Raw genomic sequence first — 20,607 nt, 5'->3', positions numbered from 1 at the left:
CGCGCCCCCTCGCCCCTGGTCCGCTCCCGTCCCGAGCCCGCCCGGGCTCCGTGGCGTCCGCCTGAGACCTACGGCTGGCGCCGCCGGGCGGGCAGTTCGGCCTCGATGAGATCGGCGGCGCGGCGGGTGCCGCCCTCCTGGGCCATCCCGGCCTGGATCTCCGTCAGCCGGCGGGCGACCTCGGGATCGTCGACGAGGGCGAGTGCGGCCGTGCGCAGGGCGTCGGGGGTGGCCTCCTCGGTGGACAGGTGCCGGGCGACGCCGAGGCCCTGCAGCACGTCGGCGTTGCCGAACTGGTCGGCGGCCTGCGGTACGGCGATCATCGGGGTGGCCGTGGCCAGCCCTTCCTGGCTGCCGCCCGCCCCGGCGTGCGTGACGAACAGGTCGGCCTGCTTGAGGATGGCCAACTGCGGGACCCACTTGTGCACTTCGACGCCGGGCGGTACGTCGCCCAGCTCGGCCGGGTCGACGTGCTTGCCGATCTGCAGCACCAGGTGCCAGCCCGGCAGATCGCCGAAGGCCCGCACGCAGTTGCGGTAGAACTCCGGCTGCTTGGTGAAGGCCGAGCCCAGCGAGACCAGGACGACCTTGTCGGCCCCGGCGGGGCGCTGCCAGTCGCCCTCGGTGCCGCGGTCGCCCTGGCAGGCGCCGACGAAGGTGTACACGGTCTCGTCGACCCGGTCGGCGTTCCACTGGAGCGCCTTCGGGATGAGGACGAGCGAACGGGCGGGCCGGCCGGCGAAGTCGTCGGGGTGCTGGTCGATCCCGTTCTCCTCCAGCCAGGCCCGGAAGCGGGCGTAGTACGCCTTGCCGCGCTCGGTCTTCTTCGGCTCCTCCCACATCGGGGCGAGGACCTCCTCCTCGTACCCCTCCCAGGCGACCATGTGGGGCGCCAGCGAGATCGCGGGGACCCCCCAGCGGTGGGCGAGGACCCGGGCCGGGTAGGAGGCGGTGTCGTGCAGCACGAGGTCGGGTTCGTCGCCCGCGTAGGCGGCCGCGAGCTGGGGCAGGGCCTGGACGGCGTCGTCGAGGAACGGCTCCACGTTGTCCAGGAGGGTGCTCCCCCAGGCTCCGGGGTCGGCGTCGGGCGAGGGCAGGGTGGAGTGCCACGGCTTCACCTCGGCGCCGGTCGCGGCGACCTTGTCCGTGAAGACGGGCGGGATCGCGTACGTCACTCGGTGCCCGCGCGCGACCAGTTCCCGGATCACCTCCAGGCTGGGGTTCACGTGGCCGTGGGCGGCGATGGAGAACATGGCGATGTGGGCGGGGGTGGTGGTCATGACACCGGAGACTAGACGAGACGATACGTCTCGTGCAACAGCTTTACGGGGCCGTCGGCACCGCGTGCGCCGCGGCCGGGGCGGGCCCGGCGGAGCGAGGCGTGCGCGCAACCGCCCGCGGGGCCCCGGTCCCACCGGCTCCCGCCGCCCCGCGCAACCCCTCCCGGGACGGCCTCGGGACGCCCTAGCGCTGGTAGCGCGCCAGCACCAGGTTGCCGTCGCCCTCCAGGCGCCGGCGCAGCTCGTCCAGGCCGATCGCGCCGCTGTAGTACTCCTGGAACGCCGGTGTCGCCACCTTGTCCTTCCACTCCGGATAGCCCCGCACCGACTGGGCGGGCGCCGAGCGGAGACGGCCGGCGAGGGCGGTGCCCGTGGCCCAGCCGTGTTCGGCGGTGTGCAGCGCCGGGTCCTCCAGCGCCTCGGTGCCGGTGGGCAGCATCCAGTCGCCGAGTGCGAGCCGCACCATGTTCTCCGGCCGGAGCAGGAAGGCGAGGAACGCGGCGGCCTCCCGCTTGTGCGGGCTGTCCTCGGCGATGGACAGCGTCTGCGGGCTGACCCCCTGGGCGAGGCCGCCGGCGCCGGCCGGGGCGGGCAGCACCTGCCAGTCGAAGCCCTCGGGGGCCTGCTGGACGATCTGCTGGCGGTAGGAGAAACCGAGCGGGACCATCGCGTACCGGCCGCCGAAGAAGCCGGGCAGGGTGTCCGAGCCGCCGCTGCCCAGGGTGGTGGGCGAGGCGCTGCGGTCGGTGCCGACCTGGTCGTGGACCGTGCGCGGCACGACCGCGTCGGCCGCCCGGAAGCGTACGGTGACCTTGCCGTCCGGGCCCCGGTGGAACAGCCGGCCTCCCGCCGACAGCGACAGGTTGAGGGTGGCGGAGACGGGGTCCTTCAGCGGCCAGGCCACCCCGTACCTCCCGTCCCCGGACAGCCGCCGGGTGACGGCGCGGAACTCCGCCCAGCTCCACGGGTCGTCGGGCGTGGGGATGCGCACGCCCGCCTCCTCCAGCCAGGTCCTGTTGGCGATCAGCACCCTGGGCTCCTGGAGGAAGGGCACCCCGTAGATGCCGTCCCCGAAGGTCACCGTCTCCCAGGTGCGCGGCGGGATGTCCGACTTCAGCCGCTCGGGCAGCAGGCCGGTGAGGTCGGCGAGGTAGCCGCCGTAGGCGAAGTCCGCGAGGTCGTCGGAGGCGTCGTGGATGACGTCGGGTGCCTCGCCGCCCTCGAAGGAGGTGAGGAGCTGGTCGTGGACGCTGTCCCAGCTCCCCTGGACGTACTCGACGCGGATGTCCGGGTGGCCGGCGTTCCACTCGGCCACCAGGTCCTTCGTGGCCTCCACGGACTCCTGTTGCCAGGCGAGCGACTGGAAGCGCAGGGTGACCCGGCCGTCCCCGCCCCCGTCGTCCCCACCGCCGGAGCAGCCCGCGAGGAGCATGAGGGCCGCGAGGAGCACGGCCGTGGGCCTGGTGCGCATCAGCTCTTCACCGCCCCGGTCAGCAGGCCGCCCGTGATCCGCCGCTGGATGAGCGCGAAGACGACCAGCGACGGCAGGGTGGCGAGGAACGCGGCGGCGGCCAGCGGGCCGAGGTCGGCGACGCCCTCCGCGCCGAGGAAGTGGGTGAGGATCACGGGCAGGGTCTGTTTCTCCGGCGTCTTGAGCAGGACCAGCGCGAAGAAGAACTCGTTCCACGCGGTGACGAACGCGAACAGCGCGGTCGCCACGATGCCCGGCGCGAGCAGCGGGCCGGTCACCGACACCAGCGTCCGCAGTCGTCCGGCGCCGTCGACCGCGGCGGCCTCCTCCAGCTCGGTGGGCACCGCCCGGACGTATCCGGCGAGCATCCACAGCGCGAACGGCAGCGCCCACACCACGTACACCAGGACCAGGCCCGGCAGGGAATCGATCAGCCGCAGGTTCTTCAGCACCAGGAACAGCGGGATGATCACGAGGACGAACGGGAACGCCTGGCTGACCACGACCCAGCCGGTCGCGGCCCGGGCCAGCCGGGTGCGGTGCCGGGCCATGACGTAGGCCATCGGGGTGGCGACCAGCACCGCGACCACCGCCGCCCCGGCCGCGGCGAGCAGCGAGTTGAGGGCCGCCCGCAGCAGCGGCTGCTCCTCGAAGGCCTGCCGGAAGTTGGCCAGGGTGGGGTCCTCGGGGATCCAGGCCGGGTGCAGGCTGCCCAGCTCGCGCGGCGGCTTGAAGGCCGTGGAGAGCAGCCAGAGGAGGGGCAGGGCGAGGAAGAGCAGATAGGCGAGCAGTGCCGCGTACTGCCCGACGCGGGCGCTCGTGCGGGTTCTCACGCCCCGTCACCTCCCTTGAGCCGCCCGGCCAGGAAGAGGGCGAGCAGTACCGAGATCACCGCGACCATGACGCAGCCCATCGCCGCCGCGTACCCGAACTGGCCGTAGCGGAAGGCCTCTTCGTAGGCGAACAGCATGGGCAGCCGGGTGCGCCCGCCGGGGCCGCCGTTGGTCAGCACGTAGACCAGGGCGAAGGCGTTGACGTTCCAGATGAAGTTCAGGGCGGTGATGGCGAGGGCGACCGGGCGCAGGGCGGGCCAGGTCACGGTGCGGAAGCGGCGCCAGGCACCCGCGCCGTCGAGGGCCGCCGCCTCGTGCAGCTCGCGCGGGGTGTTCTGCAGGCCGGCGAGCAGGGCGACCGTGGTCTGCGGCATCCCCGCCCAGACACCGACGACGATCACCGCGGGCAGGGCGGTGCCGAGCCCGCTGAGCCAGTCGCGGCCGTCACCGAGGCCCAGGTCGCGCAGGGTCTCGTTGAGGATGCCCGCGTCCGGGTTGTAGACCAGCCGCCACATGATGCCGACGACCACCTCGGGCATCGCCCACGGGACGATGGCGAGGGCCCGGGCGAGCCATCTCAGCCGCAGGTCCTGGTTCAGCAGCAGGGCGAGGCCGAGCGCCAGCAGGAACTGCGGCACGGTCACGCCGACCGCCCACACCAGGCCGATGCGGAACGACTCCCAGAACAGGGTGTCCCGGGCCAGGTCGGTGAAGTTCAGCCCGCCGATCCACCGGGTGGGTTCGGTGCGGCCCGACTGGGCGTCCGTGAAGGCGAGCAGCACCCCGTGGAGCAGCGGTCCGACACTCAGCACCAGGATCGGCAGAAGGGCGGGCAGCACCAGGAACCAGGCACCGCGGCGGGCGCCCCGCCGCGGGCGGCCCCGGCCCGGCGGGCTTTTCGCCGTGTGCCTCGCCTCGGTCACCGCAGTCACGTCATCGGCTCCTTCGCAGGGTCGTGACGACCTGGGCCCGGCGGGCCTCCGCCATGGTCGTGAAGGCGTCATGCGCCGTCAAGGCACCGCGCACACGGTCCCACCTGTGCGGATGCGAGACTGACCGGTGATGGCGAGAACCGGCCACCCCGGCTCGACGGCGCGAGACGGCGGAGGGCGGCGGAGGACGGCGGACGACGCGGAACAAGACGACGGAAGACGGAGGCGGACGATGGACGAGGCACGGGCGCGGGACGTACTGGCCGGTGCGGGGGTCCTGCCCGGCGCGGCGCGGGAGGCCCGCCTGCTCGCGCTGGGCGAGAACGCGGTGTTCGCCTCCGGTGACCTGGTCGTCAAGGTGGGCCGCGACGCCGAACTGCTGGAGCGCGCCCGGCGCGAGCTGGCCGTCGCGGGATGGCTGGCGGAGGCCGGTGTCCCCGCGGTCCGGGCGGCCGAGCCGGAGCCGCTGCTGGTCGAGGGGCACCCGGTGACGGTGTGGCACCGGCTGCCCGATCCGGTACGGCCCGCGCAGCCGCGGGATCTCGCCGCACTGCTGCGGATCGTCCACGCACTGCCCTCTCCTCCCTTCGCCCTGCCGCCGCGCGACCTGCTGGGCGGCGTGGAGCGCTGGCTGCGGCTGGCCGGCGGGGCGATCGCCCCCGCCGACGCGGCGTATCTGCGTGAGCGGCGGGACGGCTTCGCGGCGGCTGCCGCGGCCCTCACCCCGCAGTTGCCGCCCGGGCCGATCCACGGCGACGCGCTGCCCCGCAATGTGCACATCGGTCCCGACGGGCCGGTCCTGGTGGATCTGGAGACCTTCTCCGCCGACCTGCGCGAGCACGACCTGGTGGTGATGGCGCTCTCCCGCGACCGCTACGGCCTGCCCGCCGAGGCGTACGACGCCTTCACCGGGACCTACGGCTGGGACGTGCGCGCCTGGGAGGGCTGTGCGGTGCTGCGCGGCGCCCGGGAGACGGCGAGCTGCGCCTGGGTGGCCCAGCACGCGCCGGGCAATCCGAAGGCGCTGGCCGAGTTCGAGCGGCGGGTGGCGTCGCTGCGGGACGGGGACGAGACGGTGCGCTGGTACCCGTTCTGAGGTGCGGTCGCCCGTGTCCGCGCGGCGGGGTCAGACCCGCTCGTCCGTGAGCTCCCGCACGGGCCAGGTGCCGTCGACCACCGCCGCCGGGTCCCCCTTGCGGCGCAGGAAGGCCTGGAAGTCCGCCGCCCACTCGGCGTACCACTCGATCTGGCGGCGGTGCAGCTCCGCCGGGCCGAGGGCCGCGATCTTGGGGTGGCGGCCGGCTATCGCGCAGGCCAGCCGGGCGGCGGCGAGGGCGTCGGCGCAGGCGTCGTGGGCCGAGTCGAGGGCTATGCCGTACTCCGTGCACACGGCTTCCAGGGTGCGCTTGCCGCGGCGGTAGCGGTCGGCGCGGCGGTCGATGGTGTACGGGTCGACGACGGGAGCCGGGTCCTGGCCGCCGAGGCGGTCGCGCAGGGACGGCAGGCCGTGCCGCCGCAGCTCGGCGGAGAGCAGGGTGAGGTCGAAGGAGGCGTTGTAGGCGACGACCGGGACTCCCGCCTTCCAGTACCCCGCCAGGACGTCGGCGACGGCGTCCGCGACCCGGCCGGCGGGGAGCCCGTCGGCGGCGGCGCGCTCGTTGCTGATGCCGTGCACGGCGACGGCGTCGGCCGGGATCTCGATCCCCGGGTCCGCCAGCCATTCCCTGCGGCCCAGGGGCTGCCCGTCCCTGACCTCGATGACGGCGGCGGTGACGATGCGCGCCGTGTGCGGATCCGTCCCGGTCGTCTCCAGGTCGAAGCCGGTCAGCAGCTCCCGGTGCCAGCCCATGGGTGGTCCCCCTCCTCGGTGGTGCTTTCCCCCAGTGGCCTCCACCCTCGCATGCGCCACTGACAATCGGTGGCCCGCACTCCGCTTACCGGGATCGCAACGGCGGCATGTCCCACCACTCGCGACATTCAGGACACGGGACGCGAATCCGCCCAGGCCAGTTCGAACTCCTCCCGGTAGGTGGGGAAGAGACCGCCCTCCCCGTCCGGCTGGTCCGCCCGGACCACCCGGCTGCCGCCCCGCAGCACCAGCACCGGTGCCTCCATGCCGCGGGTGCGGCGCAGATAGGACTGCACGACCGCGATGCCGTCGGAGCCGTCCCCGTCGACGAGGTAGGCGGTGAAGCGCGGGGTCTCGTCGAACACCTGGATCTCGAACGCGCCGGGGTCGCGCAGCCGGGCCCGGACCCGGCGCATGTGCAGGATGTTCATCTCCACGGCCCGGCTCAGCTCGCCGCGCTTGATGCCCAGTTCGCGCTCGCGCCGCTTGACCGCGCTGGAGGCCGGGTTGAGGAAGAGCAGCCGCACCCGGCAGCCGGCCTCGGCGAGGCGGACCAGCCGCCGCCCGGAGAAGTTCTGCACGAGCAGGTTGAGACCGATGCCGATGGCGTCGAGGCGGCGGGCGTTGCCGAAGAGGTCCTCGGCCGGGAACTGGCGCAGCAGCCGCACCCGGTCCGGGTGCACGGCCACCACGTCCGCGTACCGGTCGCCGACCAGGTCCTCGACCGCGTCGACGGGCAGCCGGCGCGCCGACGGCACGTCGCCGCCCGCGCCCAGGATCTCCAGCAGCCGCGCCGAGGCCCGCTCGGCCTGGCGCAGCACGGCCTCGGACAGGGCCCGGTTGCGGGAGACGACGTTGCGGGTGACCTCCAGCTCGTCCAGGGCGAGTTCGACGTCCCGGCGCTCGTCGACGTACGGCTCGAAGCACGGCCAGTGCTGCACCATCAGCTCCCGCAGCTGCGGGAGGGTGAGGAAGCTGAGGACGTTGTCGTCGGCCGGGTCGAGCAGATAGCCCTTGCGGCGGCTGACCTCGCGCACCGCCACCGCGCGCTGCACCCATTCCTGGCCGGCCGGTCCGGCGGCGGCGACCACCCAGTCGTCACCGTGCACGGGTTCGTAGATGGGGCGCAGGACCGCGGCCACGACCGCGCGCAGGCGCTGTTCCACCAGGTTCAGCCAGATGTAGGCCCGGCCGGCCCGCTGGGCGCGGGTGCGCACCTCGCGCCAGGCGTCGGCGTCCCACTCCAGTTCCGGGCCGATGGAGTTGGTCTCCATCGGCCTGGCCAGGGACACCGCGCCGGGCGGGACGTCCGCGGAGTTCCCCTCGCGACCCTCGTCACCAGGGGGCAGCTCCAGCCCTCCCGAGCCCACCCGCGCACCGCCTTCCGCTTCCGGGCACCACACCCTTGTCAACGATCAAGGAAGGGTACTCCGGGAGCGGTCGGCGGTGCAGCCCGATGGACCGGGTCGGTACGTCAACCTCCCTAGTCGAGTTGGCCGTTCGCGCCCGCCAGTTCCTTCGGAGTGAGCGGATTCATAGCGGTGACGTCCCGCGGTGCGAGCGAGAAACCCTGCCAGTGGACCGGCATGGGCTGCTGGTCCTCGTCCCGGGCGATGTGGTGGAAGCCGACGTTCACCCAGACCACCGGGTTGGTCAGGGTCTGGCCGCCGACCCACTTGTCCACGGATTTCGGGTGGCCGCTCGGGCATCCCGGGTTGCCGCTGGCGTACTGCTCGCACTTGTCGTACTGGGTGAAGTACACGTCGTGCCGGGAGAAGCCGCGGCCCGGGTACTTGGCGGTGGCGCCGGGCACCAGCTCGTACGACCGCGCGTGCCCGTCCTTGTTCTTGCCGGTGGCGCTGACCACGCGCCACCAGCGCATGTTCCGCGCGTCGCCCGCCAGTTCCCTGGTCACCTGGGTGCGGGTGGTCCGGTTGCTGGGCGCCGGCTTGCCCGGGGCGGGCGGGGTGACCTTGGAGTCGTACTGCTCGATGCGGCCCTTGGAGGAGCCGTCGAGGCCGAAGTGCAGCCGCCAGAAGACGTTGTGGCTGTGGCTGAGGGCCCTGGCCTTCGGGCCCTTGCCGATGGGCCAGCCCTGGCCGTCGGCGGCGTCGTAGTCCTGGGGCGCGAGGCTGCCGGTGGCGCCGACGTTCATGTGCACGGTGCCGTCGTCCTGGAAGCGCCACTCGGTGATGTACTCGTACCAGCTCACCTTGTTGACCGCGTAGACGAGCAGGTCCTTGCCCTGCTTCTGGTAGAGCTTGCGGGCGCTGCCGTCCAGGGGATCGGTGAGCATGCGGTAGGCGTGCCCACGCGCGCGCGTGGTGGTGCACAGCCCCTTGACGTCGGTGCTGTCGGAGTAGCTGGGCTCACGGACCTTGACGGTCCGTATGGTGCCTCCCGGGCACTCGCCGGGCGCCAGGTTCACCAGGCCGTCGCCGAACCGGTAGGTGGTCAGGTCCTCGTACTCCTCCGAGCCGTCGTCGTACGGCACGTGGATCTGGCCGAGCTTGGCGCTGTTCAGGACCTTGATCGGGCGGGTCTCGCCGGGCGGCTGGTAGGAGATGTGCTGCAGGACGATCCCGGCCTTGCTCTCGTGCCGCCAGCACATCCGCCAGGTGGTGCCGTTGGCGAGCTTCTGCTCGATGCGGTAGGCGGCGCTGCAGTCGGGGGCCGGGGCGGGGGCCGCCTTCGGCTGGGCGGCGGCCGGTCCCGCTCCGGCCGTGGCGCCCGCCGCCAGCCCGGCCACGGCGAGCGCCATGGCCGTCCGCGCGCGGGCGCGGCGGAATCTGTCGAGACGCATGAGCGAGTGACTCCTCTGCGTGGGTGCTGGTGGGGAAGGTTGGTGTTGAGGGCGGCGCGGTCACGGCCGGCCGCGCGGTCAGCGGTCGAGCCGGGCGACCTTGCGGGCGCTCAGATCGATCACCAGGTGCCGGGCGTCGATCCAGGGCCCGTTGACGACCTTCGGGAACAGGCGCGCGCAGCGGTGTTCCCCGCACTTGTCGAGGGCCGCGGGCTGGGCACCCGGGACGGACCCGTAGACCATGCTGGTCACCGCGAGCTGGTCCGCTGAGGTGAGTTCCCTGCCGGTGGCGTCCTCGTAGTCGGCCTTCAGGCCCGCGCTCAGCGGGTCGGCGAGCAGGATCTCGGCGGCCTCCGCGTCCTCGGCCCGGCTCAGGGGCGGCTGGACGCCGCGCCGGGTCAGGGTCCGCTCCACCTTGCCCGTGTCCAGGTTGACGGTCCGGGTGACGAGGGTGTCGTCCCGGTAGTCGTAGAAGGTGACGTCGGCGCGCCGGGGCGCGTCCGCCGCGTCGACCTCGTCGGCCTCCGGCTCGGCGAGGTCGATGCCGAGCCGCTGCGGGCCCCGCTCCCCTTCGACGTCCTCGCTCGACCGGATCAGCCGCTGGTTCAGGGCGATGCCGGCCACCCGCTCGATCTCGTCGTCGGTGAGCGGGTCCCGGCCGAGGCCCCGCTCCCCCTCGGGCGGGGCCTCGGCCACGACGCCCGGCTCGACCGCCTGTCCCGCCGAGCCGTCCGGTGACCGCCCGGGAGGCGTCCGTCCGGCGGCGCCGGCGGTGCCCGGCCCCCCGGCCGAGTCGTCCGCCCCGGCCGTGCCCGGCAGGGTGATCCCCACCATCAGCGCGGTTCCCGCGACCGCGATCCCCGTTCCGGCCACCACCTTGCCCAGGTGGCGGCGCACTGTCTCGCGCACATCGTCCCCCTGCTCCCCCCGTGTGCGTGGGAGTACGTACGTTGTTGCCCCGCTCGATTCGGCATACCGCGGTATGCACTGGTCGGCCGGTAAGAGGGAAGGAGGGGTGGGGAGGTTCCCTCACTTTCGAAGGAGACTCGGGGCCAAGGCACCCCCAGCCGCGCGGCACACCTGAAAGAGTCGTATCCATGCAGGTCTGGCCTGGAGAGGCGTATCCCCTCGGTGCCACGTACGACGGCGCCGGAACGAACTTCGCGGTCTTCACGGAGGCCGCGGACCGAGTAGAGCTGTGTCTGCTGCACGACGACGGCTCGGAGACGGCGGTGGAACTACGGGAGAGTGACGCTTTCGTGCGGCACGCGTACGTGCCCGGTGTGATGCCCGGGCAGCGGTACGGCTACCGCGTGCACGGCCCTTACGCGCCGGAACGCGGACTGCGCTGCAACTCCGCGAAACTGCTGCTCGACCCGTACGCCCGTGCGATCAGCGGGGCGGTCGACTGGGGCGAGGAGGTGTACGGGTACCACTTCGGCGCGCCCGACCGGCGCAACGATCTCGACTCCGCCCCGCACACCATGACCTCGGTGGTGGTGAACCCGTACTTCGACTGGGGCGACGACCGGCGCCCGCGCACCGAGTACCACAAGACGGTGATCTACGAGGCGCATGTGAAGGGCCTGACCATGCGCCATCCGGGGCTGCCGGAGGAGCTGCGCGGCACCTATGCCGCACTGGCCCACCCGGCGGTGATCGAACACCTCACCGAACTGGGGGTGACGGCTCTGGAGCTGATGCCCGTACACCAGTTCGTCAACGACCACCGGCTGGTGGACATGGGCCTGAACAACTACTGGGGCTACAACACCATCGGCTTCTTCGCCCCGCACAACGCGTACGCCTCCTGGGGCGACCGCGGACAGCAGGTGCTGGAGTTCAAGTCGGCGGTCCGCGCCCTGCACGAGGCGGGCATCGAGGTCATCCTCGACGTGGTCTACAACCACACCGCCGAGGGCAACCACCTGGGCCCCACGCTGTCCTTCCGGGGACTGGACAACCCGCAGTACTACCGGCTCGCGGACGATCCCCGCTACTACATGGACACCACGGGCACCGGCAACTCCCTGCTGATGCGCTCCCCGCACGTGCTCCAGCTCATCATGGACTCGCTGCGGTACTGGGTCACCGAGATGCACGTCGACGGCTTCCGCTTCGACCTCGCCGCGACCCTGGCCCGGCAGTTCCACGAGGTCGACCGGCTGTCGTCGTTCTTCGACCTGGTGCAGCAGGACCCGGTGGTGTCCCAGGTGAAGCTGATCGCCGAACCGTGGGACGTCGGCGAGGGCGGTTACCAGGTGGGCAACTTCCCGCCGCTGTGGACCGAGTGGAACGGCAAGTACCGGGACACCGTGCGGGACCTGTGGAGGGGCGAGCCGCGCACCCTGGCGGAGTTCGCCTCCCGGCTGACCGGCTCGTCCGACCTGTACCAGGACGACGGGCGGCGGCCGCTGGCCTCCATCAACTTCGTCACCTGCCACGACGGCTTCACCCTGCACGACCTGGTCGCGTACAACGAGAAGCACAACGAGGCCAACGGGGAGGACAACCGCGACGGCGAGAGCCACAACCGGTCCTGGAACTGCGGCGCGGAGGGGGAGACCGACGACCCCGCCGTGCTGGAACTGCGGGCCCGGCAGATGCGCAACTTCATCGCCACGCTCATGCTGTCCCAGGGTGTGCCGATGATCAGCCACGGTGACGAGTTCGCCCGCACCCAGCACGGCAACAACAACGCCTACTGCCAGGACAGCGAGCTGTCCTGGGTGGCCTGGCCGGACGGCGAGGGGCTGCCGCAGGAGATGCTCGACTTCACCCGGGCGATGGTGTGGCTGCGCAAGGACCACCCCGTCTTCCGGCGCCGGCGCTTCTTCCACGGCCGGCCGGTGCGGGGCACGCACGACGACCTGTCCGACATCGCCTGGTTCACCCCCGAGGGCCGGGAGATGACCCAGCGGGACTGGGAATCGGCGCAGGCCTCGGCCCTGACGGTGTTCCTCAACGGCAACGCGATCTCCGAACCGGGCCCGCGCGGGGAGCGCATCGCCGACGACTCCTTCCTGCTGATGTTCAACGCCTCCCCCAAGGCGCTGGACTTCGTGGTGCCCGTCGACCACGGCCGCCAGTGGCAGGTCGTCGTCGACACCGCCCAGCCGGACGGGGTGATGCCGGGCACCGGAGCGAAGGTGGCGGCCGGGGAGCGGCTGCGGCTGGTCGACCGCAGCCTGACGGTGCTCCAGCGGCCCGCGTAGGCGCTGCCCGGGAACGCGCGCGTGCCCGAAGCAGCGCTCGCGGCACGCGCGCGTGGGCCCCGCCGGCCGGGCCCGCGGGCGGGCGGGCCTGCGGGCGGGCGGGGTCCGCGCGCGACCGGGCCCGCCGGGCAGCCGGTCCCGCGGGTGAAGGCCCGTGGGTGGAGGCCCGTGGGCGGTCGGAGCCCCGGGTGACCGGAGCCCCCGGGTGGACCCGTCCGGCGCGGCGGCGGTGCGGTGGTGAAGTCACCGCGCCGTGCGGGCGCACCCGACAGGTCTCCGGGGCGCGGCGCAACCCGGTGCTTCCCATCGCCCGAAACCGGCCACGCGCGCGGGTGTGCGGGCAGGCCGCGGTGACACGAAAGGCGGCGGGGCGGGTACCTACCCTTCATGACCCCTGAGCGATCTGACCCCACGGCGCCCACGGCCACGTACCGCCTTCAGCTGCAGCCCGAATTCCCGTTCGGGGCCGCCGCGGCTGCCGTGCCCTACCTGGCCTCGCTCGGCGTCTCGCACCTGCACCTGTCCCCCGTCCTGGAGGCCGTCCCCGGATCGCTGCACGGCTACGACGTCGTGGACCACGCGCGCGTGCGCGAGGAACTGGGCGGCGAGGAGGGGCTGCGCGCGCTGTCCCGCACCGCCCGGGAGCACGGTCTCGGTCTCGTGGTCGACATCGTGCCGAACCACATGGCGATGGCCCCGCGGCACAACCGGGCCCTGTGGGAGGTGCTGCGGGAGGGCCCGAAGTCGGCGTACGCGCGGTGGTTCGACATCGACTGGGACGCGCAGGGCGGGCAGGTGCTGCTGCCGGTGCTCGGACATCCGCTCGGCACGGAGCTGGAGCACCTGAGGGCGGACGGCGACGTGCTGCGCTACCACGACCAGGTGTTCCCGCTCCGGGAGGGCACCGAGGACCTGCCGCTGCCGCAGCTGCTGGACGCGCAGTGGTACCGGCCCGTGTGGTGGCGGCTGGCCCGGACCGAACTCAACTACCGGCGGTTCTTCAGCATCTCCGAACTGATCGGGGTGCGGGTGGAGGACCCGGAGGTCTTCGACGCCACGCACGCCACGCTGCTGCGGCTGCTGCACGAGGGGGTGGTGGACGGACTGCGCGTCGACCACCCGGACGGGCTCGCCGACCCCGACGGCTACCTTCGGCGGCTGCACGAGGCGACCGGCGGGCGCTGGACGGTGGTGGAGAAGATCCTCTCCGACGACGAGCGCCTGCCCGCCGCCTGGCCGGTCGCGGGCACCACGGGCTACGACGCGCTGCGGCACGTCGACGGGGTCTTCACCGATCCGGCGGGCGCCGCCGAACTGCTCGCCCGCTACCGGAGGTTCGCGGCCCCGCCGGCCGACCGGGGCGGGAACTGGGAGGCCACCGCGCGGCGGGCGGCGTACCGGGTCCTGGAGCACGAGCTGGCCACCGAGGTCGACCGGCTGACCCGGGTGGCGAGCCGGCTGTGCGCCACCTCCCAGGACCCCGCCCTGCGGGACCGGGCGCCCTGGGCGCTGCGCACCGCGCTACGGGAGCTGCTGGTCCGGCTGGAGGTGTACCGGCCCTACGAGTCCGGGGACCCGGCGCTGGTCGTCACCGAGGAGCACGCGGCCGGGGCCCGCGCGGCGTTCGCCGTACCGGAGGAGGCCGGCGCGGTGGACGTCGTCCGCGGGCTGCTGCTGGGGCGGTACGGCGACGGGCCGGACCGGCTGGAGCTGCGGACCCGGTTCGCGCAGACGGCGTCGGCGCTGCGCGCGAAGTCGGTCGAGGACACCGCGTTCTACCGGTACGTGCCGCTGCTGTCGGCGACCGAGGTGGGCGGCAACCCGGGGCGGCCCGCGGTGCCGCCCGCCGAGTTCCACGCGTACTGTGCGCGCGTGCAGCGCGACTGGCCGGTCACGGGGACCGTCATGTCGACGCACGACACCAAGCGCAGCGCGGACGTGCGGGCGGCGCTGACGGTGCTCACCGAATGCCCGGAACGCTGGTCCGAGGTGCTGCGCGAGGTCGGCCGCGCCGACGTGGGCGCACCGGACGGACAACTCGCCTGGGCGGCCTGGCAGACCGTCTTCGGGCTGGGCCCGGCCGACCCGGAACGCGTGCGGGAGGCGCTGCTGAAGCATGTGCGCGAGGCCGGGACGCACACCAGCTGGACGGAGCGGCAGCCGGCGTACGAGGAGGCCGTGGCGGCGTTCGTGGCGGCCGGGCCGTGCGGGGCGCCCGGCGAGCGGGTGGCCCGGCTCCGGCGCGAGCTGGAACCGCACGTCCGGGCCAATGTGCTGGGCGGAACGCTGGTCCACCTGACGATGCCGGGCGTGCCGGACGTGTACCAGGGCACGGAGGCCGAGTGCCGGTCCCTCGTCGATCCGGACAACCGGCGGCTCGTGCGGTTCCCGCCCGCGGAGCCCGGCGACAAGGCAGCGCTGACGGCGGCGGCGCTGCGGCTGCGGGCGCGGCGGCCTGAGGTGTTCGGCGAGGCGGCGACCTACGCGCCGGTGTCCGCCGAGGGACCCGCGGCGGACCACGTCCTCGCGTACGCCCGCTCCGGAGAGGTCGTCACCGCCGTGACCCGCCTGTCGCTGCGGCTGGCGGAGGCCGGCGGCTGGCGCGACACCTGGCTGGCGCTGCCTCCGGGCCGCTGGGCCGACGTCCTGAGCCCCGGCCGGGAGTTCGCCGGGTACGCGCGCGTGGAGGAGCTCCTCGAGCCCCTGCCGGTGGCCTTGCTGGAACGGGTCGGGGACTAGGACGTGTCCGCGAAGCCGCGTCGTGCCCCCGGAGGGCGGGCCTCGCGGCGTCGGGGAGGTTCCGGGCGGCCCCTGGGGCCGCTGGCGGGCGGCTGGGCGCCGGTGGGGACGGCGCCCGGCCCCGGCGGGCGGGAGGGCGGCACACGCCGGGGCGGCGGTCGGTTCCTGCGCGGGGCCGGCGCGGATGCGGTGTGTGCGGGTTCGGGGCGCGCCGGTGCGGGACGGGGCCGGGCAGGCGGTGACGGCGGTGGGCGGTGCGGGGGCAGGACCGGCGGGGAAGCGGGCCCGCAGGAGGTCCACGAAGGCCTCGGCGACGCCGGTCGGGGGCACCCGGGAGAAGACGCCCAGCGGCCGGTTCACGGCGGGTCGGGTGAGAGCACCACGCAGTCCTCGCCGACGGCGCCGCGCAACGACGTGCGCGGGCACGGCGCACACGCCGGCCCCTGCGGCGGCCAGCCGCACCGCCGTGGAGCCGTGCTCGGTCCACACCGCGGTCCGCGCGGCGAATACGGGCCGGCCACAGAGCCGGTCGAGGACGCGCTCGCCCTGGACGACCGGCTCCATGGCGCACCGTGCCCAGGGGCGTGGCCCGGCACGTGCACGCGCACCCGACGCTGTCCGAGGCGGTCGGTGAGGCGTTCCTGACACTCGCCCGGCGGGGGGGCTGCGCCAGCAGTGCGCGCCGGGGCAGGCGCCCCCGCGCGCACGCCGGCTCCGCGACCGGGCGCCCCCTGGGACGTTCCCCGGCCCGTCCTTGACACCGCCTCCCGACCGTGCGGTACTGCGGATGCGAGGCCGGGCGGACAAACGGGGGTGAGTCACCTGCCGGAGCTGCGCTATCCCACAGTGGCCGAACTGGTCGCCGCCGCGCGCGCGTTGGCCGCTGCGCACCCCGGCTTGTGCACCCTGCGCGAAGTGGGGGTGTCCCGCGCGGGGCGACCCCTGCACCTGCTGTCGGTGGGCCGGGCGCGCCGCGCGGTGCTGGTCGTCGCGGGCGCCCACGCGAACGAGCCGGCCGGCGGCTCCACGCTCGCCGCGCTCGCCGAACGGGTGGTGTCCGAGCCGACGCTGCGGTCGGGGACGTCGTGGCACTTCCTGCTGTGCGCGGACCCGGACGGGGCGAGCCTGCACGTCACACCGGCGCCGCGCAGCCTGCTGGACTACCACCACGGGTTCTTCCGGCCCGCGGGCCCCGAGCAGCCGGAGTGGTCGCCCGCCGTGCTGCCACCGGACCGGCTGCCGCCCGAGACGCGCGCGCTGACCGGGCTGATCGACGAGCTGCGCCCCTACCTCCAGGTGACCCTGCACGGCACGGACCTGGGCGGCAGCTGGGTGCAGCTGACCCGGGACATACCGGGGCTCGCGGAGCCGTTCGGGAAGTCGGCGGCCGAGTTGCACATCCCGGTCGAGACGGGTGCCTCGGACGCCGCGGGCTGGCCCGCGTCCGGTCCCGGGGTGCACGTGATGCCCGCGCCGGGCGCGGTGGCGTACCCGAGCATGCCGGACGACGCGCGGCACAGCACCTGGTACCACGCCCACCGGTACGGGGGCCTCACCGCGGTCGTCGAGGTGCCGATGTGGGCCAGCGATCTGGTGGACGACCCGGCGCCGCATCCCGCGCCGGCCGCGGCGATCCGCCGGCTGGCGGACCGGCTGCTGCGGGACGCGTACGAGGTGGAGGAGGTGCTGGCCGAGGCGCTGCCGCGGCTGGAGGGCCTGGACGGGCCGCTGCTGCGGGCCGCCCGGTGGGTGCTGGAGCTGGTGCCGGGGCTGGCCGCGGACTGGACGCACACGCCTCCCGCGGACCACACGAGGGCGTACGTCGGCAGCGTGGACGCGTTCGCCCGGCGGCTGCCCCTGCGGGCCGCGGCGATGCTGCTGCGGGTGCTGCGCGATGCGGACGACCGCGCGGCGCCGCGGCTGGAGCGGCTCGTGACGGTCTGGAGCGAGACCTTCGCCGACCGGTTCCAGGCCCGCTGGGTGCCACTGGAGCACCAGGTCGAGCACCAGTCCCGGACGGTGGTCGCGGCGGCGCTGCACGCGCGCGAGCGGGCGGCGTGAGCTCCCGTGCCCGGACCGGCCGCGGCCCACGCGCGCGTAGCTGTGTCCGTGCGCACCGGCGGCGGTGCGCACGGGCCGCCGTGCGCACCGCCGCCCGCGTCGCCTCCCGTCAGCCGTCGAGCGCGAACAGCGCCCCGGTCACCGCCTCCATGGAGCAGGCGTTCGGGAACGTCTCGCGGTAGTCGACCGGCCGTCCCTGCCACATGCCGCGCGCATGGGCGGTCACCGGCGCGTACATCATCGGGCAGATGCCGTCCCGCGCCGGGATCCGGCGGATGTCGCCGTGCGCGGCGTCCAGCAGGGCGCATGCCTCGGCGGCCCGGCCGTGGCCCTGCGGCGGTTCGCACAGCAGCAGGGTGTCGCGCGTGTCACCGGAGCGGTGAACCGGCGGGCGGAGGGGGCGCAGGCCCGGCCGGAGCACGTCGCCCCGGGTGACGGTGAGGTGCAGCCAGGTCCGTGTGCCGATCTCCCGGACCGGCTCGGCCGCCGCCCGCGCGGGCACCGCCCCGGCGGCGAGCACGGCGAACGCGGCGAGCAGGGCGGCCGCCGCCGGCAGCCGGCGCCGGGGGGCCTTCACTGTGAGAATGTGCGTCATGCCCGGTGCATCGGCACGACGGGCCCGCAACCCCAGTCCCGCTCACCCGAACGGGAGCACGGGGCGGGCCCCGTGCGGCCGGTTTCGAACGCCGCGCCCCCGGCTCGCCGACGGCGGGCCCGCGCGGGAGGAACGGCCGGGCCCGCCTCCGGGGTGCCGCCGTTCACCTGCCGCGGGTGGGGTACGCACCGTCGCTCACGGATCGGCCGCAGCCGCGAGGGGCCGGACGGCAGGCGAGTTGCCGGTGACTGCTGCGGCGGCGCCCGGAAGCGGTCCGGGGGCCGAAGGCCCGAAGGTCCGAGGCCCGCTCAGTGCGCGGCGAGCCGGAACCCGACCTGCCCGAAGGAGACCTGGTCGCCCTCGCGGACGACGGTGGCGCCGATGACGCGGCGGCCGTTGACGGTGGTGCCGTTGGTGGAGCCGAGGTCCCGGAGGATCCACATGCCGCCCTGGCGGCTCAGTTCGGCGTGCCTGCGGGACACCGTTTCATGGGTCAGCCGCAGACCGCTCGCGGGGTCGCGGCCGATCCCCAGCGAACTGCCCACCGCCGGGTGCGGGAGCAGCAGCTTGGGCAGCCGCTCGGCCTGCCAGGCCCGGCGCAGCCGCGCGGAGAACCCGGAGACCGCCTCGACGGTGCCGAACACCGCCCGCGAGAAGCGGCTCTCGGTGGGCAGGTCGGCGGTGAGCGCGGCCAGTTCGTCGGAGCGGCGGGCGGCGAGGGCGAGTTCCATCCGGCGGACGAACGTGTCGTGGGACAGCCGGCCCATGGCGACGCCGTCCCGCAGGACCTTCAGCGCACGGTCGCGCTCCGCGTCCGAAGGGCGCGGGAGAGAGGTCGGGAACTCGAAGGACGACGTCACGCTGGTGATTGTCGGTCAGTGAACCCCGGGTGTCCAGAAAACGGAGAAACGGTTCTCACGCGCGCGTATCTGACGACACCTGCCGTAAAAGGGAAGATTCAAAAGCGCATTGATCTTTTTTGGCGCACCATGGACGGGCTACATCACGGTGAGCAGACGAAGGGGAACCGTCCGTGCAGTTCGAGGTGTGGGCACCGCAGGCAGGCCGAGTGACGCTCCATCGCGAGGGCGTCACGCACGCGATGGAGCGCGATCCGGAACGCGCGGGGTGGTGGGTCGCCGAGGCGGAGGCGCGGGACGGCACGCGGTACGGCTTCGCGGTGGACGACGGGCCGGTCCTGCCGGACCCGCGGTCGCGGCGGCAGCCGGACGGACCGGACGGGCCGAGCGCGGTCGTCGACCACGGGCGGTACGCGTGGCGCGCCGAGTGGCCGGGGCGCCCGCTGCCGGGGGCGGTCCTCTACGAGCTGCACGTGGGCACGTACACGCCGGAGGGCACCCTGGACGCGGCGGCCGAGCGGCTCGGCCACCTGGCCGAACTGGGCGTCACACACGTGGAGTTGATGCCGTTGTGTCCGTTCCCGGGCCGGCACGGCTGGGGGTACGAGGGGGTCTCGCTGTGGGCGGTGCACGAGCCGTACGGCGGTCCCGAAGGGCTGAAGCGGTTCGTCGACCGGGCCCATGAGCTGGGCCTCGGCGTGGTCCTGGACGTTGTCCACAACCACCTCGGCCCGTCCGGCAACTACCTCCCGGCGTTCGGCCCGTACTTCACCGAGACGCACCACACGCCGTGGGGTGCCGCGGTGAACCTGGACGCGCCGGGCTCGGACGAGGTGCGCGCCTATCTGATCGGCAGTGCGCTGGCGTGGCTGCGCGACTACCGGATCGACGGGCTGCGGCTGGACGCGGTGCACGCGCTGGTGGACACGCGCGCGTACCACTTCCTGGAGGAGCTGTCGGCGGCGGTGGACGGGCTGTCCGCCGACCTCGGCCGGCCGCTGTTCCTGATCGCCGAGTCGGAGCTGAACGATCCGCGCACGATCACCGCGCGCGCGGAGGGCGGTCTCGGGCTCCAGGCACAGTGGAACGACGACTTCCACCATGCCCTGCACACCGCGCTGACGGGCGAGTCGCAGGGCTATTACGCGGACTTCGCGCGCGCCCCCCTGTATGCCCTCGCCAAGACGCTGACCGGAGGGTTCTTCCACGACGGCACCTACTCCAGCTTCCGCGGCCGGCACCATGGGCGCCCCCTCGACCGCACTCGGGTCGCCGCGCACCGGCTGCTCGGCTACAGCCAGACCCACGACCAGATCGGCAACCGGGCCCAGGGCGACCGGCTGTCCGCCGCCCTCTCCCCCGGGCTGCTGGCCTGCGCCGCCACGCTCACCCTGACCGGGCCGTTCACCCCGATGCTGTTCATGGGCGAGGAGTGGGCGGCGGGCACGCCCTGGCAGTTCTTCACCGACCACACCGATCCCGAACTGGCGGAGGCGGTACGGCGGGGCAGGCGGCGCGAGTTCGCGGCGCACGGGTGGGCCGAGGAGGACATCCCGGACCCGCAGGACCCCGCGACCCGGGACCGTTCGTGCCTGGACTGGTCGGAGCCGGAACGCGAGCCCCACGCGCGCGTGCTCGCCTGGTACCGCCGCCTCATCGCACTGCGGCACCAGCAGCCGGACCTCACCGATCCCGACCTCGGCGACATCAAGGTGGCCTACGACGAGCGGGCGCGCTGGCTCGCCTTCCGGCGCGGCGACGTGTGCGTGGCGGTGAACTTCGCCGCGGAGCCCGCGACGATCCCGGTGGGCTCCCGTCCGGCCCAGGTGCTGGCCGCGTGGGAGCCGGTGGACGCCCCTGACGCGGAGGGCGGGCTGCGGCTGCCCGGGGAGTCCTGCGTGGTCCTGGCGCAGCCGTGAGCCGACCCTGCCGGGCGGGCGCGCCGTGGTCACGCCCGGCAGGAGTCCCC

The 20,607-nt window shown here is 74.1% G+C and carries 15 protein-coding genes; 5 read left to right on the top strand and 10 right to left on the bottom strand.

From position 1 onward, the window contains the following. Positions 1-68: 68 nt before the first annotated feature. The 4 genes from mgt to SGLAU_RS25830 form a co-directional block, all read right to left on the bottom strand. Complete coding sequence (gene mgt / locus SGLAU_RS25845; RefSeq protein WP_052413889.1) at positions 69-1,280, bottom strand: macrolide-inactivating glycosyltransferase; 1,212 nt, start codon at positions 1,278-1,280, stop codon at positions 69-71. Positions 1,281-1,464: 184 nt separating this feature from the next. Beyond that, positions 1,465-2,751, bottom strand: a complete 1,287-nt coding sequence (locus tag SGLAU_RS25840; RefSeq protein ID WP_043504885.1) for an ABC transporter substrate-binding protein — start codon at positions 2,749-2,751, stop codon at positions 1,465-1,467. Beyond that, positions 2,751-3,584, bottom strand: a complete 834-nt coding sequence (locus SGLAU_RS25835) for a carbohydrate ABC transporter permease (protein ID WP_043504884.1) — start codon at positions 3,582-3,584, stop codon at positions 2,751-2,753. The genes SGLAU_RS25840 and SGLAU_RS25835 overlap by 1 nt, the downstream gene beginning before the upstream one ends. Next, positions 3,581-4,516 carry a carbohydrate ABC transporter permease gene (locus tag SGLAU_RS25830; RefSeq protein ID WP_043504883.1) on the bottom strand — a complete coding sequence of 312 codons (936 nt, stop codon included), beginning with the start codon at positions 4,514-4,516 and terminating at the stop codon, positions 3,581-3,583. The genes SGLAU_RS25835 and SGLAU_RS25830 overlap by 4 nt, the downstream gene beginning before the upstream one ends. Before the next feature lie 232 nt (positions 4,517-4,748). Between SGLAU_RS25830 and SGLAU_RS25825 the strand changes: the two genes are divergently transcribed. Beyond that, positions 4,749-5,612, top strand: a complete 864-nt coding sequence (locus SGLAU_RS25825) for a phosphotransferase enzyme family protein (protein ID WP_043504882.1) — start codon at positions 4,749-4,751, stop codon at positions 5,610-5,612. A gap of 30 nt (positions 5,613-5,642) precedes the next feature. Here the strand turns inward: SGLAU_RS25825 and SGLAU_RS25820 are convergent, their stop codons facing one another. From SGLAU_RS25820 to SGLAU_RS25805, 4 genes are all read right to left on the bottom strand, one after another. Then, positions 5,643-6,365, bottom strand: coding sequence for a 3'-5' exonuclease (locus SGLAU_RS25820; RefSeq protein WP_043504881.1), 723 nt, complete (start codon positions 6,363-6,365; stop codon positions 5,643-5,645). Positions 6,366-6,493: 128 nt separating this feature from the next. Then, a complete protein-coding gene (locus SGLAU_RS25815; RefSeq protein ID WP_043504880.1) occupies positions 6,494-7,735 on the bottom strand; it encodes an SAV2148 family HEPN domain-containing protein in 1,242 nt (413 codons plus the stop codon). Between the two features lie 113 nt (positions 7,736-7,848). Further along, entirely contained in the window at positions 7,849-9,168 is a 1,320-nt protein-coding gene (locus tag SGLAU_RS25810) for a copper amine oxidase (protein ID WP_043504879.1), read from the bottom strand. A gap of 78 nt (positions 9,169-9,246) precedes the next feature. Next, positions 9,247-10,077: a hypothetical protein gene (locus SGLAU_RS25805; RefSeq protein ID WP_043504878.1), complete on the bottom strand. Its 831-nt coding sequence runs from the start codon at positions 10,075-10,077 to the stop codon at positions 9,247-9,249. A 188-nt stretch (positions 10,078-10,265) separates the two neighbouring features. Here SGLAU_RS25805 and glgX point away from each other — a divergent pair, with 188 nt between their 5' ends. The 3 genes from glgX (at position 10,266) to SGLAU_RS25790 (ending at position 17,183) form a co-directional block, all read left to right on the top strand. Continuing rightward, positions 10,266-12,383 carry a glycogen debranching protein GlgX gene (gene glgX, locus SGLAU_RS25800; protein WP_043504876.1) on the top strand — a complete coding sequence of 706 codons (2,118 nt, stop codon included), beginning with the start codon at positions 10,266-10,268 and terminating at the stop codon, positions 12,381-12,383. Positions 12,384-12,770: 387 nt separating this feature from the next. Beyond that, positions 12,771-15,122, top strand: coding sequence for a malto-oligosyltrehalose synthase (treY, locus tag SGLAU_RS25795; RefSeq protein ID WP_043504875.1), 2,352 nt, complete (start codon positions 12,771-12,773; stop codon positions 15,120-15,122). A gap of 813 nt (positions 15,123-15,935) precedes the next feature. Beyond that, a complete protein-coding gene (locus SGLAU_RS25790) occupies positions 15,936-17,183 on the top strand; it encodes a M14 family zinc carboxypeptidase (protein WP_043504874.1) in 1,248 nt (415 codons plus the stop codon). A 109-nt stretch (positions 17,184-17,292) separates the two neighbouring features. Here the strand turns inward: SGLAU_RS25790 and SGLAU_RS25785 are convergent, their stop codons facing one another. Continuing rightward, entirely contained in the window at positions 17,293-17,778 is a 486-nt protein-coding gene (locus tag SGLAU_RS25785) for an SSI family serine proteinase inhibitor (RefSeq protein ID WP_052413888.1), read from the bottom strand. A 308-nt stretch (positions 17,779-18,086) separates the two neighbouring features. Continuing rightward, positions 18,087-18,638 carry a DUF1707 and FHA domain-containing protein gene (locus tag SGLAU_RS25780; RefSeq protein WP_043504871.1) on the bottom strand — a complete coding sequence of 184 codons (552 nt, stop codon included), beginning with the start codon at positions 18,636-18,638 and terminating at the stop codon, positions 18,087-18,089. Positions 18,639-18,811: 173 nt separating this feature from the next. On the opposite strand from SGLAU_RS25780, the gene treZ reads away from it, so the two are divergent. Next, a complete protein-coding gene (gene treZ / locus SGLAU_RS25775) occupies positions 18,812-20,557 on the top strand; it encodes a malto-oligosyltrehalose trehalohydrolase (protein ID WP_043504870.1) in 1,746 nt (581 codons plus the stop codon). The last annotated feature ends 50 nt before the right edge of the window (positions 20,558-20,607 follow it).

It is taken from the genome of Streptomyces glaucescens (assembly GCF_000761215.1).
GTDB lineage: Bacteria > Actinomycetota > Actinomycetes > Streptomycetales > Streptomycetaceae > Streptomyces > Streptomyces glaucescens_B.
The sequence above is the reverse complement of the archived record's forward strand: the minus strand, read 5'-3'. Positions and strand labels throughout refer to the sequence as shown.